This window comes from Rhodococcus sp. DN22 (genome assembly GCF_036669995.1).
Classification (GTDB): Bacteria; Actinomycetota; Actinomycetes; order Mycobacteriales; family Mycobacteriaceae; genus Rhodococcus_F; species Rhodococcus_F erythropolis.
On the sequence record NZ_CP133326.1, the window covers coordinates 4,886,978 to 4,901,197 of the forward strand.

15 protein-coding genes are annotated in these 14,220 nt (G+C 62.7%); 10 read left to right on the forward strand and 5 right to left on the reverse strand.

Annotated elements, in window-relative coordinates:
- Positions 1 to 184 precede the first annotated feature (184 nt).
- Positions 185 to 1,336 carry an NADH:flavin oxidoreductase gene (locus RA302_RS22245; protein ID WP_007733403.1) on the forward strand — a complete coding sequence of 384 codons (1,152 nt, stop codon included), beginning with the start codon at positions 185 to 187 and terminating at the stop codon, positions 1,334 to 1,336.
- A 64-nt stretch (positions 1,337 to 1,400) separates the two neighbouring features.
- Here the strand turns inward: RA302_RS22245 and RA302_RS22250 are convergent, their stop codons facing one another.
- Positions 1,401 to 2,249 (reverse strand): aldo/keto reductase, encoded by an 849-nt coding sequence (locus tag RA302_RS22250; protein ID WP_030535397.1) that lies wholly within the window; start codon positions 2,247 to 2,249, stop codon positions 1,401 to 1,403.
- Between the two features lie 130 nt (positions 2,250 to 2,379).
- Here RA302_RS22250 and RA302_RS22255 point away from each other — a divergent pair, with 130 nt between their 5' ends.
- The 3 genes from RA302_RS22255 to RA302_RS22265 all read left to right on the forward strand — a co-directional run bounded on the left by RA302_RS22255 (position 2,380) and on the right by RA302_RS22265 (position 5,659).
- Positions 2,380 to 2,976 carry a class I SAM-dependent methyltransferase gene (locus tag RA302_RS22255; protein ID WP_030535396.1) on the forward strand — a complete coding sequence of 199 codons (597 nt, stop codon included), beginning with the start codon at positions 2,380 to 2,382 and terminating at the stop codon, positions 2,974 to 2,976.
- Positions 2,977 to 3,042: 66 nt separating this feature from the next.
- Positions 3,043 to 4,674, forward strand: coding sequence for an ABC-F family ATP-binding cassette domain-containing protein (locus RA302_RS22260; protein WP_030535395.1), 1,632 nt, complete (start codon positions 3,043 to 3,045; stop codon positions 4,672 to 4,674).
- Positions 4,675 to 4,819: 145 nt separating this feature from the next.
- Complete coding sequence (locus RA302_RS22265; protein ID WP_030535394.1) at positions 4,820 to 5,659, forward strand: aldo/keto reductase; 840 nt, start codon at positions 4,820 to 4,822, stop codon at positions 5,657 to 5,659.
- 12 nt (positions 5,660 to 5,671) lie between these two features.
- Here RA302_RS22265 and RA302_RS22270 read toward each other — a convergent pair whose 3' ends face one another.
- The 3 genes from RA302_RS22270 to RA302_RS22280 all read right to left on the reverse strand — a co-directional run bounded on the left by RA302_RS22270 (position 5,672) and on the right by RA302_RS22280 (position 7,152).
- A complete protein-coding gene (locus RA302_RS22270; protein ID WP_007733408.1) occupies positions 5,672 to 6,247 on the reverse strand; it encodes a TetR/AcrR family transcriptional regulator in 576 nt (191 codons plus the stop codon).
- The gene (locus RA302_RS22275; protein ID WP_021332241.1) at positions 6,248 to 6,661 is read right to left on the reverse strand and encodes a VOC family protein; all 414 of its coding nucleotides are present in this window, start codon (positions 6,659 to 6,661) and stop codon (positions 6,248 to 6,250) included.
- 74 nt (positions 6,662 to 6,735) lie between these two features.
- Positions 6,736 to 7,152 (reverse strand): hypothetical protein, encoded by a 417-nt coding sequence (locus RA302_RS22280; RefSeq protein ID WP_003940252.1) that lies wholly within the window; start codon positions 7,150 to 7,152, stop codon positions 6,736 to 6,738.
- A 109-nt stretch (positions 7,153 to 7,261) separates the two neighbouring features.
- Between RA302_RS22280 and RA302_RS22285 the strand changes: the two genes are divergently transcribed.
- The 6 genes from RA302_RS22285 (at position 7,262) to RA302_RS22310 (ending at position 12,872) form a co-directional block, all read left to right on the forward strand.
- Positions 7,262 to 7,585, forward strand: coding sequence for a helix-turn-helix transcriptional regulator (locus RA302_RS22285; RefSeq protein WP_003940147.1), 324 nt, complete (start codon positions 7,262 to 7,264; stop codon positions 7,583 to 7,585).
- A complete protein-coding gene (locus RA302_RS22290; protein WP_003939943.1) occupies positions 7,578 to 8,123 on the forward strand; it encodes a hypothetical protein in 546 nt (181 codons plus the stop codon). The genes RA302_RS22285 and RA302_RS22290 overlap by 8 nt, the downstream gene beginning before the upstream one ends.
- 43 nt (positions 8,124 to 8,166) lie before the next feature.
- Positions 8,167 to 9,063, forward strand: a complete 897-nt coding sequence (locus RA302_RS22295; protein WP_003939757.1) for an ATP-binding cassette domain-containing protein — start codon at positions 8,167 to 8,169, stop codon at positions 9,061 to 9,063.
- On the forward strand, positions 9,060 to 10,253 hold the full coding sequence (locus RA302_RS22300; RefSeq protein ID WP_007733417.1) for an ABC transporter permease: 1,194 nt from the start codon (positions 9,060 to 9,062) through the stop codon (positions 10,251 to 10,253). Before RA302_RS22295 ends, RA302_RS22300 begins: the two co-directional genes overlap by 4 nt.
- 94 nt (positions 10,254 to 10,347) lie before the next feature.
- Complete coding sequence (locus RA302_RS22305; protein ID WP_003940141.1) at positions 10,348 to 11,835, forward strand: carboxyl transferase domain-containing protein; 1,488 nt, start codon at positions 10,348 to 10,350, stop codon at positions 11,833 to 11,835.
- Complete coding sequence (locus RA302_RS22310; protein WP_007733419.1) at positions 11,832 to 12,872, forward strand: hypothetical protein; 1,041 nt, start codon at positions 11,832 to 11,834, stop codon at positions 12,870 to 12,872. Before RA302_RS22305 ends, RA302_RS22310 begins: the two co-directional genes overlap by 4 nt.
- Positions 12,873 to 12,876: 4 nt before the next feature.
- Here the strand turns inward: RA302_RS22310 and RA302_RS22315 are convergent, their stop codons facing one another.
- A complete protein-coding gene (locus tag RA302_RS22315; RefSeq protein WP_037125810.1) occupies positions 12,877 to 14,148 on the reverse strand; it encodes an MFS transporter in 1,272 nt (423 codons plus the stop codon).
- Between the last annotated feature and the right edge of the window lie 72 nt (positions 14,149 to 14,220).

The following is a 14,220-nucleotide window of genomic DNA, read 5'->3' on the forward strand; positions in this document are numbered from 1 at the left end:
GTGCTCGATACCGCCTCAAGAACTTTCCGCACGACCATATCGCATGTTAATAGTTAATGCACAAACTAAGTGTGGCCGACGTGAGCAACTATCGAAAACCGAACGTACGCAACCTTTTGCAGATTTCGGTGAGATAAAGTCAGGCGGCGGAATAGGTCGAGGGTCCGCCGCGTTGAACAAACCCGTGACTCTTCCCGACACATCGACAGCACCCGAGGCCTCCGCGTTGCGCGGCCTCTTCGAGCCTTTCGAGGTCAAATCACTCTCGTTGCGTAACCGTTTCGCCATGGCCCCGATGACGCGCGCCTTCTCGCCGGACGGAATCCCCGGCGCCGACGTAGCCGAGTACTACCGTCGTCGCGCAGCAGGTGGTGTCGGCTTGATCATCACCGAAGGCACGTACATCCCGGACCCGGCAGCCGGCCCGCACACCCGCGTACCGCGCATCTACGGCGATTCGAGCCTGGGTGGCTGGAAGTCGGTTGTCGACGCCGTCCACGCCGAAGGCGGATCGATCATTCCTCAGCTGTGGCACCTCGGAGTCGAACGCGGCGAGAACTCACGCCTGAACCCCGAGGTCGAAACCGTCAGCCCCTCCGGCCTGGCACTGGACGGCACCCGCCTGGGACGAGAATTCACCACCTCTGACCTCGACGACTTGAAGCAGTCGTGGGTCGACGCCGCACTCAACGCGAAGAACACCGGGTTCGACGGTCTCGAGTTGCACGGAGCACATGGCTACCTGCTCGACGAATTTCTCTGGGCGGGAACCAATGTCCGAACCGACGGCTACGGCGGATCACTCGAGGCCCGCACCCGTTTCCCGGCCGAGGTCGTCGCCGCAATCCGAGAGGCCGTCGGGGACGAGTTCGCGATCGTCTACCGATTCTCGCAGTGGAAGTCCGGCCATTACGACGCTCGTATCGCCCAGAGCCCGGCAGAACTCGGCCGCATCCTCACTCCCCTGGTCGACGCCGGCGTCGACGTTCTGCATCCGTCCACGAGGCGTCATTGGGAACCGGCATTCGCTGAACTCGACGGTGAAGACGGCACACTCGGCCTCGCCGGTTGGACGAAGAAGCTGACCGGGTTGCCGACCATCACCGTCGGTTCGGTCGGACTCGATTCCGTGTTCACGACGGCATTCACCGGCGAAGCTGCATCTGCTGTCACCGGACTGGAGCGTCTCGAAGCTCAGTACGAGAGGGGTGAATTCGACATGGTTGCCATCGGGCGCGCGCTGCTCGCCGATCCCGAGTGGGTCGAGAAGCTCCGCACCGGACGCGCGGACGAGCACATCGCATTCACCGCAGAACATCGCACACACCTGAACTGACCTCGCACGACAAAACGGCACTCCCGCAATTGTGGGAGTGCCGTTTGTGGGTCTGCCGGAAGTACTAGCTGCCGAGCGTGACCGGGTCGGGGCCGATGCGGCCGGCCGGGTCGTCGAGAGCACCGATCGCGTTGATCTGTTCCGGTGTCAGTTCGAATCCGAAGACATCGAAGTTGGCGGCGATACGTTCGGGGGTCACCGACTTCGGAATCACCACGTTTCCGATCTGCAGGTGCCAGCGAATAATCACCTGAGCCGCGGTGACGCCATGAGCGTCGGCGATAGCGGTGATGACGGGGTCGCCGAGAACGGTTCCCTGTCCGAGCGGGCTCCACGCTTCCGTCGCGATTCCCTTGCCGGTGTGGAAGGCGCGCAGTTCGGCTTGGTTGAACTTGGGGTGAAGCTCGATCTGGTTGAGGACCGGCACCTCACCGGTTTCACCGATGACACGCTCGAGGTTCTCGATGGTGAAGTTGGAGACACCGATGGATCGAACCCGTCCGTCGGCCTTGAGCTTCTGGAATGCCTTGAACGTCTCGACGCACAGGTCCTTGGACGGAACCGGCCAGTGGATCAGGTACAGGTCGAGGTACTCGAGACCCAACTTGTCGAGGCTGGCGTCGAATGCCGCAAGCGTCGAGTCGTAGCCTTGGTCGTCGTTCCACAGTTTTGTCGTGATGTAGAGGTCTTCGCGGGCGATGCCGGATTCGGCGATCGCGCGGCCGACGCCCACCTCGTTGCCGTAGATCTTGGCGGTGTCGATACTGCGGTAGCCGGTCTTCAGGGCTGTGGAGACGGCCTCCTGCGTCTCGTCGTCCGGAACCTGGAACACACCGAATCCGAGTGCGGGGATCGTCTTACCGTCGTTCAGAACAATGGTCGGTACAGAGGTCACATCGTTGGTCTCGGTCATATATGGATCCAACGCGCGAGGGCCGGGAGGCATTCCCCGCCGAACCTCCGGGCAGTGCCCTTGTACCGCCCGAAATGCCGGTCTACCTTGGAAGACAAGTATTGGAATCGCCTCGAGAAAAGAGAGAGCGATGAATCTTTCATATCGTCTCGCCTACAAGGTCGGTGTCACTCCGTGGGAGCACACCGGGCACGGGTTCGACGCTCAACTGTCCGGCCTTCTGGATGCGATTCCCGTCCCGGAAGGTGGCCGTGCACTCGATATCGGTTGCGGCACCGGACGCCATTCCATCGAGCTGGCGCAACGCGGGTGGCACGTCACCGGCGTCGACGCCGAACAGGAACCGCTGGACAAAGCGCGCATACACGCGCGTGAAGCACACGTCGACGTCCGGTTCCTCCACGAGGACGCGGCAGACCTGCACATTGCTGTCGACGGCGGGCACATGCTGGTGCTCGACATCGGCTGTTTTCACGGGCTCACCGATCATCAACGACGGGACTACGGGAGATCCGTAAACGCGATCACCGCACCCGGGGCGTCCATGGTGATGTTCGCATTCGGACCGGGGCACCGTTGGCCGATGCCACACGGCGTCTCGGAGGAGGACGTCATGCGAGCATTCGACGGTTGGTCGATGGCCTCGAGCATGGCCGCGGACGTGAGTGAATCGCCACTTCCGGTCCGTGCGGCACATCCGTGCTGGTATCACCTGGTCCGTGGCTGACTGCTGTGCGCCTTTATTAACCGCCCGCGGTTAATAAAGGCGCACAGCACCGGGGATACTTCTCAGGTGACTGCAACACTGCGCATCAGCGGCCTCTCTGCTTCCCGGGGAGAACGCACTCTGTTCTCCGACCTCGACCTCACCGTTGCCCCCGGCGACGTCATCGGCCTCGTCGGCGCGAACGGCGCCGGCAAGTCGACGCTTCTCACCGCACTGGCCGGAATCGGAACCGCCGACGTCGAGGGTTCGATCATCCTCAGCCCGCCGGATGCTGCGGTCGGTTACCTCGCGCAGGAACCCGATCGCATCGAGGGTGAGACCGTCCTCGAGTTCCTCGGCCGCCGCACCGGCGTCGCCCACGCCGAGGAAGTCATGAACGCCGCAGCCGAAACCCTGGCCGAAGCCGAAGAGGATCTGTACTCCCCGGCACTGGAACGCTGGCTCGCTCTCGGCGGCGCCGACCTGCTCGAGCGCGCCGAGAAGGTGGTCGAAGAACTCGGTCTCGGAGTTCCACTCGATGCACATATGACGGCATTGTCCGGCGGTCAGGCCGCGCGCGCCGGCCTCGCGTCACTGTTGCTTTCGCGCTACGACATTCTCTTGTTGGACGAGCCCACCAACGATCTCGACCTACGCGGTCTCGAGCAGTTGGAGCGATTTGTCGCCGAGACGCGCGCAGCACTGGTTGTCGTGAGCCATGATCGCGAGTTCCTCTCGCGCACCGTCACCGGAATCGTGGAACTCGATCTGGCACAACAGGACATCGCCGTGTACGACGGCGGCTACGAGTCGTACCTCGCCGAACGCGAGATCGCCCGCCAGCACGCACGCGAGGCGTTCGAGGAATACGCAGGCACCCGCTCCGATCTCGAAGATCGCGCACAGATGCAGCGCAACTGGATGGAACACGGCGTCCGCAACGCGCGTCGTAAAGCCAAGGACAACGACAAGATCGGACGCGGATTGCGGACCGAGTCGACGGAGAAGCAAGCCGCGAAGGCCCGCCAGACTCAACGTCGCATCGAGCGACTCGAAGTCGTCGAGGAACCGCGCAAGGAGTGGGAACTTCGCATGGAGATCGCGGCGGCGCCGCGGTCCGGTTCCGTTGTCGCAACCACGAACGGCGCCAAGGTAACTCGCGGTCAGTTCACGTTCGGTCCGGTCACGACGCAGATCGACTGGGGCGATCGAATTCTCGTCACGGGCGCGAACGGGGCAGGCAAGACCACCCTCCTCAACGTCCTGCTCGGCAAACTCGTCCCGGACGAGGGCATCGCGTCGCTGGGTTCCGGTGTCGCGATCGGTGAGATCGATCAGGCGCGTGGATTGTTCGAAGGTGATCAACCAGTCGTGGAGGCCTTCGGGGCACAGGTTCCGGACTGGCCCGATGCCGATGTCCGCACTCTCCTCGCCAAGTTCGGCCTGCGCGGACACCACGTACTCAGATCTGCCGCTTCCCTGTCCCCCGGCGAGAGAACAAGGGCTGCACTTGCTTTGCTCCAGGCTCGCGGCGTGAACCTACTGGTACTTGACGAGCCGACGAACCATCTCGACCTTCCGGCGATCGAACAGCTCGAGCAGGCAATGGAGTCGTTCGAGGGAACCCTCCTTCTGGTCACTCACGATCGACGCATGCTGCAGTCCACCCGAAGCACGCGCCGGTGGCGAATGGAGAACGGACAGCTCTTCGAGGAGTAGCCGATCGACTCTGCTTGCGCAGACAACCCGCGTGTGCAACTATTTATCAGGCGCACGCAATAGTTGCATGCGCGGCATAGGTGGCCCGCGGATGACATGATCCCCCGTCGAGCTGCCACATCCCAGTCCCGAAAGGCACTCTTCAATGTTGTCGATCCCCGACCGCACACTGACTCACGGAACCACCGGCGAGCCGATCACCATCCCGCAACTCGGGTACGGCGTTTTCCAGGTACCGGACGCACAGACCGAAGAGGTCACTGCCGCAGCTCTCGAGATCGGCTACCGCCACATCGACACGGCCGCGATCTACGGAAATGAGGCCGGGGTCGGCCGCGCCATCTCAGGTTCGGATATCCCTAGGTCAGAGCTGTTCGTCACCACCAAGCTGTGGAATGACGATCAGGGCCACGACCGAACACTCGCCGCTTTCGACACCAGCCTCGACAAGCTCGGACTCGACTACGTCGACCTCTATCTGATTCACTGGCCCGCGCCGGCAAAGGGCCTGTTCGTCGAGACCTGGGCGGCATTCGAGCAAATTCTCGCCTCCGGCCGCACCCGGGCGATCGGTGTGTCCAACTTCCTGCCCGAGCACCTCGAACTGCTGGCCGAGCACAGCTCGATCACCCCGGCCGTCAACCAGATCGAATTGCACCCCAGACTGCAACAGCACGCGTCACGGGAGTACGCGCGAAGTCGCGGCATCGAAATCGAGGCTTGGAGCCCATTGGGACAAGGAACCATCCTCGACGACCCGGCCATCGGGAAAATTGCTGCAGCACACGGCAAGAGCCCGGCACAGATAATTCTGCGCTGGCATCTCGAACAGGGTCACACCGTTCTGTCGAAGTCGGTCACGCCTGCACGCATGCGCGACAACGCCGCAATCTTCGACTTCGCACTCGATGCCGACGAGTCAGCGGCCATCGCAGCGCTGAACACCGACAGCCGTGTCGGGCCTGATCCAGTCGAATTGAACTGAATCGAAACGGCTTCAAGAATTTTCGTGGGGAGTCAACGTCAGCAGCACAGAATCGACGGACTGCTCGGCCAGGAGCGCGTCCAGCGGTAAGTGACGGAACAACGCTCGGTAATAGATCGGCGACGCCAGCGCGTCCAGGACGAAGTCCAGGTCGAAGTCGCTCCGTATGTCGCCGCGTAGGCGCGCCGATTCCAGCACTGCCGCAGTGGAATCGCGTCGAGGCTGAAAGAATGCCGACTGGAAATCCCGCGCCAATTCCGGGTCCGCCGCCAGATCCGCGACCAACGCGGGCAGGATCCGCCCGACTACCGTTTCGCTCAGCCCCACAACCAATGTCGTGATGCCGGCGACCAGGTCTGCCCTGAGATCGCCGGTGTCCGGCGTTGGATCAGTGCCGATGTGCGCCACGACGACGTCCACCACCAGATGCCGCTTCGACGGCCATCTCCGGTAGATGGCGGGTCGATGCACGCCCGCTCTCGTCGCCACCGAACCGATCGACAGCTCCGCATATCCGTTCTCCCCCAACAACTCCAGGGTTGCCGCCAGAACGGCGTCGTCGATCCGCTCGTCGCGGGCGCGCACCATCTACAGCACCGGCCGCGGCATGAGCACCAGACGCCAGCCGTCGGGATCTTCGAAAGTCATCCCCGCATTCTCCTCCCAGTACGGATTCTCGGCGCCAACGGGTTCGTGCCCTGCTTCCCCCAACCTCTGAACTACCTCGTACATCGCCGACTCGCCGGCGAAGTAGAGCACCAACAGGTTGTCCTGCGTCGGCGCCGGGCACGGGCTTCCGTCTTCGTGGGTCGTGAATTCGAGGTGATAGTTCGAATCCGGCAGACCCAGCATGATTCCGTCGTACCCGGCATGACCGGAGAACCGGTAGAGCTCTGGCAATCCCAGACAGTCGCGATAGAACGCAATCACGTCGTCGAGCCTGTCGGTGGGTCGCGCTACGCGCACTTGCACTACTGCGAGGTCGTTCGGCCAAGTTGTCATTCCAAAACAGTACAGTACGTACCGTAATGTTTCGAGAAGATGGCTGCCAGCCTCCCGACGGCAGCTCGCTGCAACTACAAGCGATCATTCTCCGGAAACGCCGCCTTGGGCATGAACTTCGGCCTGGCGAACAGCACAGACAGTTTAGTGGGCTGCGACTCCACCGGGCGATCGGACCGGTACAGCAACGCCTGCTGCGGGGTACTCACCCATTCACTGGCGAAGATCTCACCGAGGCGCGAAACCGGCACGTGCGACCCGTCCTCGAGTCGAACGGTGACGTCCGCCCCGATGTCCGACTGGCCGTACACGACCCACCACGATTCGCCTTCCACATCCCCCGGAGTGTGCTGCCCGATACCGATGACTGCACCCTTCTCCATCGGATCGCGCCAGACCGCTTCGCGCCCTTGCGGTCCCACGCAGTAGCTACCATCCTCGCGCACCTGCACGACCAGGCCGGACTCTTCGAGCACCAACTGTTCGACCACTATGCCAAGCCCCTTCCGTTGCCCGAACCTTATCCGCCGGCACGCCCCAGAAGCGGAACAATCGCGGTTCGTGTTGACAAACTGTTGGGTTTTTACAACACTTTGATGCATGAGCCCAGTCCGGCGGGGAGACGCGCTCCCCATCTTCAATCGCATCGGAGTGCTTCGCGCCGAGCGGAAGATGAGCCGGGCACAGCTTGCGCAACTCGTCGACGTGAATCCGCAGACGGTGGGGGCACTCGAACGCGGTGACCACTACCCCAGCCTGGATCTTGCATTCCGAATCTGCTGGGTGTTCGACCTCCCGGTGGAGGCGGTGTTCTCCCGGACGGAGTTCGGGCCGCTGTCGACGGAGGTCTACCGGAATGCACCGTCGACGGAGGTCTACCGATCTGACCGCACTACCGAGGGGAGTGAAAAGCCAAGTGCCTGAATCAAATCTGATCGACCGCTACCAGGCCCACCGCACTCGGCGGTTCCTGCAGAACGAGGAGACGTTCCGACATTGGCTCCCGAATTGGCGAACCCGTCGACGTCGGCGCGTACTCGTCGTCGCCCTGGCGGTCCTGTTCACCACGATGGTTGCCGTCAGCACAGCATGCCTGTTCAATCCGCTCTTCGCCGTGGCATGGCCGGTCCTCACCCTGCTGTTCCTGCCGACGTGGTCCTCACTTCAAATCGTGTCGGGCCGGCAAGGGGATGCTCCGCGGCAGGCGTTGGACGAATGGGAGATCCAGCAACGCAACGACGCTCGCTCCGTCGGGCTCAGCGTGACCCAAACGTTGGTCTTCATTGTCGCCATTTTCCTCATTTTCACCTCGTCGGTGCAGTGGAATGTAGAGAGGCTGCCTTACACGGGAGGTTTATTGGCACTGACTGCAATGCTGATCGGAGCGTGCACGCCCGCGATGATTCTCTCGTGGACCAATCCAGACCCGGATCCGATTGATTCGGAAGAGTTCGATCTCTGACCCGTATTACCGAAGCGCACCACTCGACCGATGGGAAGGACCCATGTCAGCCACCCTCACGATCGACGGCATCTCGAAACGCTACGGCGACGTCGTCGCACTCGACAACCTGAGTTTCGAAGTGCGCCCAGGCGAGATCTTCGGATTCGTCGGCAGTAACGGCGCCGGCAAGACGACCACGATGCGCATTGCGCTGGGTGTGCTCGGAGCAGATTCGGGAGAAGTTCGCCTCGGCGGCAAACCCGTCGACCTCGACGTGCGTCGCACTATCGGATACATGCCGGAGGAACGCGGCCTCTACCCCAAGATGAAGGTGGGAGCGCAACTTTCCTATCTGGCCGAGCTACACGGACTCTCGAAGGCCGACGCGCACGCGGCCACTGAGCGGTGGACCGAACGTCTGGGCATCGCCGAACGCGTCAAGGACACCGTCGATTCCCTGTCCCTCGGCAATCAGCAACGTGTGCAGCTCGCGGCGGCGCTGGTTCACGACCCATCGGTACTCGTTCTGGACGAACCGTTTTCGGGCCTCGACCCCGTAGCGGTCGATGTCATGAGTGACGTGTTGGTCGAGAAGGCTCGCACCGGTGTTCCCGTAATCTTCTCCAGCCATCAGCTGGATCTGGTGGAGCGCTTGTGCGATCGCGTGGGCATCATCAGCCGCGGCAGCATGCGAGAGATCGGAACCGTCGACGAGCTACGAGGCAAGGGCGACGGCCGAATCGAAGTCTTCGCCCCTGACGCGCCGGTCGGTTGGGCACACCATCTGATCGGTGTCACCACACTGAGCCACCTCGACGGCCGAACGCTCCTGAGCGTCGACGGCACGGCCGACGATCAGCAGATCCTGCACGCAGCATTGAAAACCGGACCGGTGCACGAGTTCACGCTACGACGTCCGTCACTGACCGATCTGTTCCGAGAGGTAGTAGCCGCATGAGCAACCAGTTGAGCGGAGGTCGAGCCATCGGGTTGGTCGCCCGACGCGAATTCATGACGCAGATCTCGAAGAAGAGTTTTGTGATCAGCAACGTCATCATTCTGGTCGCGATCATCGGCGGCATCATCGCCTTCTCGCTCTTCTCCGGCGGCGACGAGGACAAGTCGAAGATCGGCTTGGTCGGCAACCAATCACTCAGTGCCACGATGGTGTCCATCGGCGACACCCTCGGAAATCCGGTGACGGTAACGGAGGTTTCCGACGACGGCACCGCGCGTGATCAAGTCAAGGACGGCGACCTCGACGTGGCCGTGATCGCTGGATCGGGCGGCGGCGTCACTGTCGTGACCAAGAAGGAAGTAGCCACGAATCTGCGGGCCGTCATCGAGAGTTCCGTTGCACAGCAGGCACAATCGAATGCGCTTTCCGCTGCGGGGATCGACCCGGCTCAGCTCGCCGAAGCCACGTCCACCGCAGTGGTCACCATCGATGCCATCGATCCCCCGGATCCCGAACAGGGCCAACGTATAGCGATGTCGATCGCTGCTGTGGTGCTCCTGTACATGCAGATCCTGTTGTTCGGAACGTACGTGGCGATGGGCGTCGTCGAGGAGAAGTCCAGCCGTGTCGTCGAGTTGCTGCTCTCCACTCTCCGTCCACTGCAGTTGTTGTGGGGCAAGGTTCTCGGAATCGGTGCTGTCGGCCTGATGCAGATGGCTGCCTATGCCGTCGCGGGCGTCGCCACCGGACTGGCGACGGGCGTCCTGACCGTGACGGGCACCGCAATCGGCGTTCTGTTCGGCACTCTCGGGTGGTTCATTCTCGGCTTCCTCTTCTTCGCCGTGCTGTACGCCGCGGCCGGGTCCATGGTCTCGCGACAGGAGGACGTCAACGCCACCGCGATGCCTCTCGCGCTGCTCGTCATGGCAATGGTCAGCGTGGCTTTCGTTTCGGTGAGCAATCCAGAAGGAACCCTGAGCAACGTGTTGAGTTGGATTCCGCCGTTCTCGGCAATCCTCATGCCCCTGCGCATTTCCGCCGGTGTTGCTTCTCCGTTCCAGATCGTGGGAACGATTCTGCTGATGCTGGTGGTGACCGCTGCGCTGTCGATGATCGCGGCAAAGATCTACCAGCGCTCCATCCTTCGCATCGGCAAGGTCGTTTCGTGGAAAGAGGCGTTCGGACGCTGATTTATCCGGCACACAACTGACGCCACACGATCCCGGCAGCACCCCGTCCAGGTAGGTTCATCCTGGACGGGGTGCTGCTTACTTGGAGGACGTTGTGCGAATCTCGGCCGAAGAACTACTCACTGCGGTACTCGATCCCGAGAGCTTCGTCTCTTGGGACTCCCCGCCCGTCGACGTCGGACCTGGCGCGAAATACGCGGAAGACCTGGCGAAGGCCCGCGAGAAGAGCGGAGTTGACGAGTCCGTCGTCACCGGTGTGGGTACGGTTCGGGGCCGTCGGGTCGCGGTAATTGCCTGTGAATTCAGCTTTCTCGCCGGTTCCATCGGAGTCGCCGCGGCCGAGCGGATCGTGACCGCCGTCGAACGTGCTACGGCAGAACAACTCCCGCTGCTCGCCTCGCCCACCTCCGGCGGAACGCGGATGCAGGAGGGCACCGTCGCCTTCGTTCAGATGGTGAAGATCGCTGCGGCAGTGGCTGTTCACAAAGCGGCACACCTGCCCTACCTGGTTTACCTGCGCAATCCCACCACCGGCGGAGTCTTTGCCTCGTGGGGATCCCTCGGCCACATCACCGTCGCGGAACCCGGTGCTCTGGTGGGATTCCTCGGACCCCGTGTCTACGAATCGCTGTACGGCGAAAAGTTTCCCGACGGTATCCAGACGTCCGAAAACTTGTATCGCAACGGCGTGATCGACGGCGTCGTCCCCGTCGACCGCCTCCGTCTGCTGGTCAACCGAGCGTTGTGCGTGCTCACCGATCCCCCGGCCCCGGCGGCCACGGACCCGATTCCCTCACCCGAGATTCCCGATGTTCCCGCCTGGCAGTCGGTGATGCTCTCGCGCCGGGCCGATCGACCCGGCATCCGGCAGTTGCTCCGCCATGCCGCAACTGAACAGGTACCGCTCAGCGGCACCGGGCAGGGTGAAACCGACAAGACGATCTTGCTCTCGCTCGCCCGCTTCCGAGGCTTTCCGTGCATCCTGCTCGGCCAAGACCGCAGTGGCCAATCCGCGCTCACCACGATGGGACCGGCCGCGCTCAGGGAAGCGCGACGGGGCATGAAACTTGCCGAAGAACTACAACTCCCGCTTGTCCTCGTGATCGACACTTTGGGCGCGTCGCTGTCCAAAGAAGCTGAAGAACGTGGACTGGCCCCTGAGATCGCCCGTTGCATCGCCGACCTCGTGACGCTGAAGACCCCGACAGTGTCGGTGTTGCTCGGCCAGGGAACAGGCGGCGGGGCGCTTGCGCTGCTGCCCGCCGATCGGGTACTCGCGGCACAGAACGGGTGGCTCGCTCCCCTGCCGCCGGAAGGCGCAAGCGCGATCGTCCATCGCGACATCAGTCACGCACCGGAGATGGCGGCAGCGCAGGGCATTCGTTCGTTGGATCTGCTTCGAGACGGCGTGATCGACGCGATCATTCCCGAAACGCCTGACGCGGCCGACGAACCCGTGGAATTCTCCAAGAGGGTAGGGGCTGCGATAGCGCACGAACTCTTCGTGCTTGCCGAAGAGTCGGACACCGATCGCCAGTCCTCCCGTATCGCGCGCTATCGAAACCTGGGAGTTCCGCAATGACGACGAAGGACCGGAATGCGCTGACGCTGCCGCACAGTTACGACCGCGCGGCACTCGCTCGTTTCGAATTGTTCCTGTTCGCGGGCATCGCCACCGTGCTGATCACCCGCGCATATCTGGCGGCAACGGGCTATCCCCAGATCGGGGGCGGCGCCCTCCACATCGCACACGTTCTCTGGGGCGGATTGCTGATGGCCGTAGCCATCGTGGCGACCGCCATCACCGAAGGCTCTCGCACGCGTGACCTGGCCACGCTCGTCGGCGGAATCGGGTTCGGTCTCTTCATTGACGAGGTCGGAAAATTCGTCACCGCCGACGTCGATTACTTCTACCAGCCTGCCATCGCGATCATGTACGTCGTCTTCGTTCTCTTCTATCTTGCCGCGCGCGAGGTGGTGATTCGGCGCGGAATGAATGATCGTCATCGGCTCGCCATCGGGGCGCGAGCGCTCTCGGACCTCGCTCTCGGTCAGCTCGACGAGATCCAGTACAACCACGCCCTCCGCGTACTCGACGGCGTCGAAGACCGCAGCCTCACCGACCTCGTCGATTCGATCAAAGCCGGCCTGCATTCACAGACTCCGCCGACCGGCGGTATCGAATCGAAGATCACTCGTGGCCGCAACGCGTTCTTCCACCGTGCCGAGGAACTGCTCCGGCACCGGGTCGTCCGCCGACTGGTACTGACCCTGTTCGTACTGCAGGCTCTTCTGGCGATTGTCCAGGTGATCTACGCGTTGGTTTCCGAGAACGTCGTCGAGGCCGACGACGTCTCCGACCTGGTGGTCCAGATCTCCACCGTCGCAACCGGAGTTCTTGTGGTTCTGGGAGTGTGGTTCCTCTTCCGCGGTCCGTACCTGCGAGCCCTGAGACTCCTGCGTGCATCCCTCATCGTGAGTCTCCTGGTGACGCAGGTTTATCTGTTCACGCAGGACCAGTTCGGCGCGCTTTTCGGTTTCGCAGTGTCACTGTTCATGCTCGCGACACTTCGCATCGCGATTCGAAGCGAAGAGTCCGCCGCAGCTCTACCGCAGTAATCCTCTACCGCAGTGGGACCGCAGGCCGACTCGGTAGATCGCGGATCCCGCGGAGCGGGCTGAAGAGCAGGACCAATCCGCACGGCGCGATCAGGCAGGCCATGATCCACATCGTCCCGCGCGGTCCCACTGCGTCGCCGAGGTAGCCTGCCGTCAGCGCACCGAGCGGAATGCTGCTGTGCAGCAGGAACATACTCGTTGCCACCACTCGTCCGAGGCGGTCCGGCGGACAGTAACTTTGACGGAAACTGCCGAGCACCACGTTGCACGACACGACGCCCGCAACCATCACCATGCCGCCGATGCAGAACCAGAACAGGCCGGCACCGTACGTCGTCAGAGGTGCTAACAGGATGAACGGTCCCGTCACCAACTGACAGGTGAGAACGCTTCGGGCAGTGCCGAATCTGCGGCCGAGCGGGCGCGCGATCATCGATCCGACAATTCCGCCCACCCCGGCAATCGCCAGGAGAAGCCCGAGTCCGAACTCCCCCACGCCAACCGTCTTTTCCAGGAACACGATCTGGATCGTGGAGTACCCGGTGAGACCGAAATTGAGCAGAGTGCCGTAGACGACGATCGACCGCAGATACGGATCACCGGCGACGAATCGCAGTCCGAGCGCAATCTGGCGTCGCAACGGTTCTCGCTGATTCTGTCCGCGATGGACGGTCTCCTGCACACGAATCAGCCAGATGCATACGAAGCAGAAGGCGAACGTGAACGCGTCGACAACCAGACCGGCCGCGAGCCCGACAGTTGCAACCACCAGCCCACCGACGCTTGGGCCGATCACCCGAGTTGCGGCCTCGGCGCCCTGAATCTTCGAGTTCCCTTCGACAAGATCCGCTTCGGCGAGCACCGTGGGGAGATACGAGTGATAGGCCGCCTGGAAGAAGACGGTGGCTGTACCGGTGAGCAGCGCGACCAGGAGCAGGTGGCCGTATGTCATCGCCTCCAGGAAGCCGGCGATCGCGAGGCTCGCGAAGAACAGCGCGCACGCAGCGTTCGCGATCATCATGATCGGGCGCCGAGGCAGCCGGTCGATCCAGGCACCGGCTGGTAGTCCGACGATCAACCACGGCAACCACACTGCTGATGCCAGCACACCGATCTGGAAGCTACTCGCGTCCAGTTCGCGAAGCGCGATCAGCGGCAGTACGACGGTCGTGACACCGTTTCCGATACCGCTGACTGCGTCGCCAGTCCACAGAAGTCGGAAGTCACGCAGAGCGAGGACTCCCCAGAAGCCTGCGCGTTGCGCTGCACCTGTCACATCGATCCCCCTTTCCGTCCCTGGCTTATCCCACCCCTACGCGCCACTGGCCGACGGGACAGGCCCGCCCGG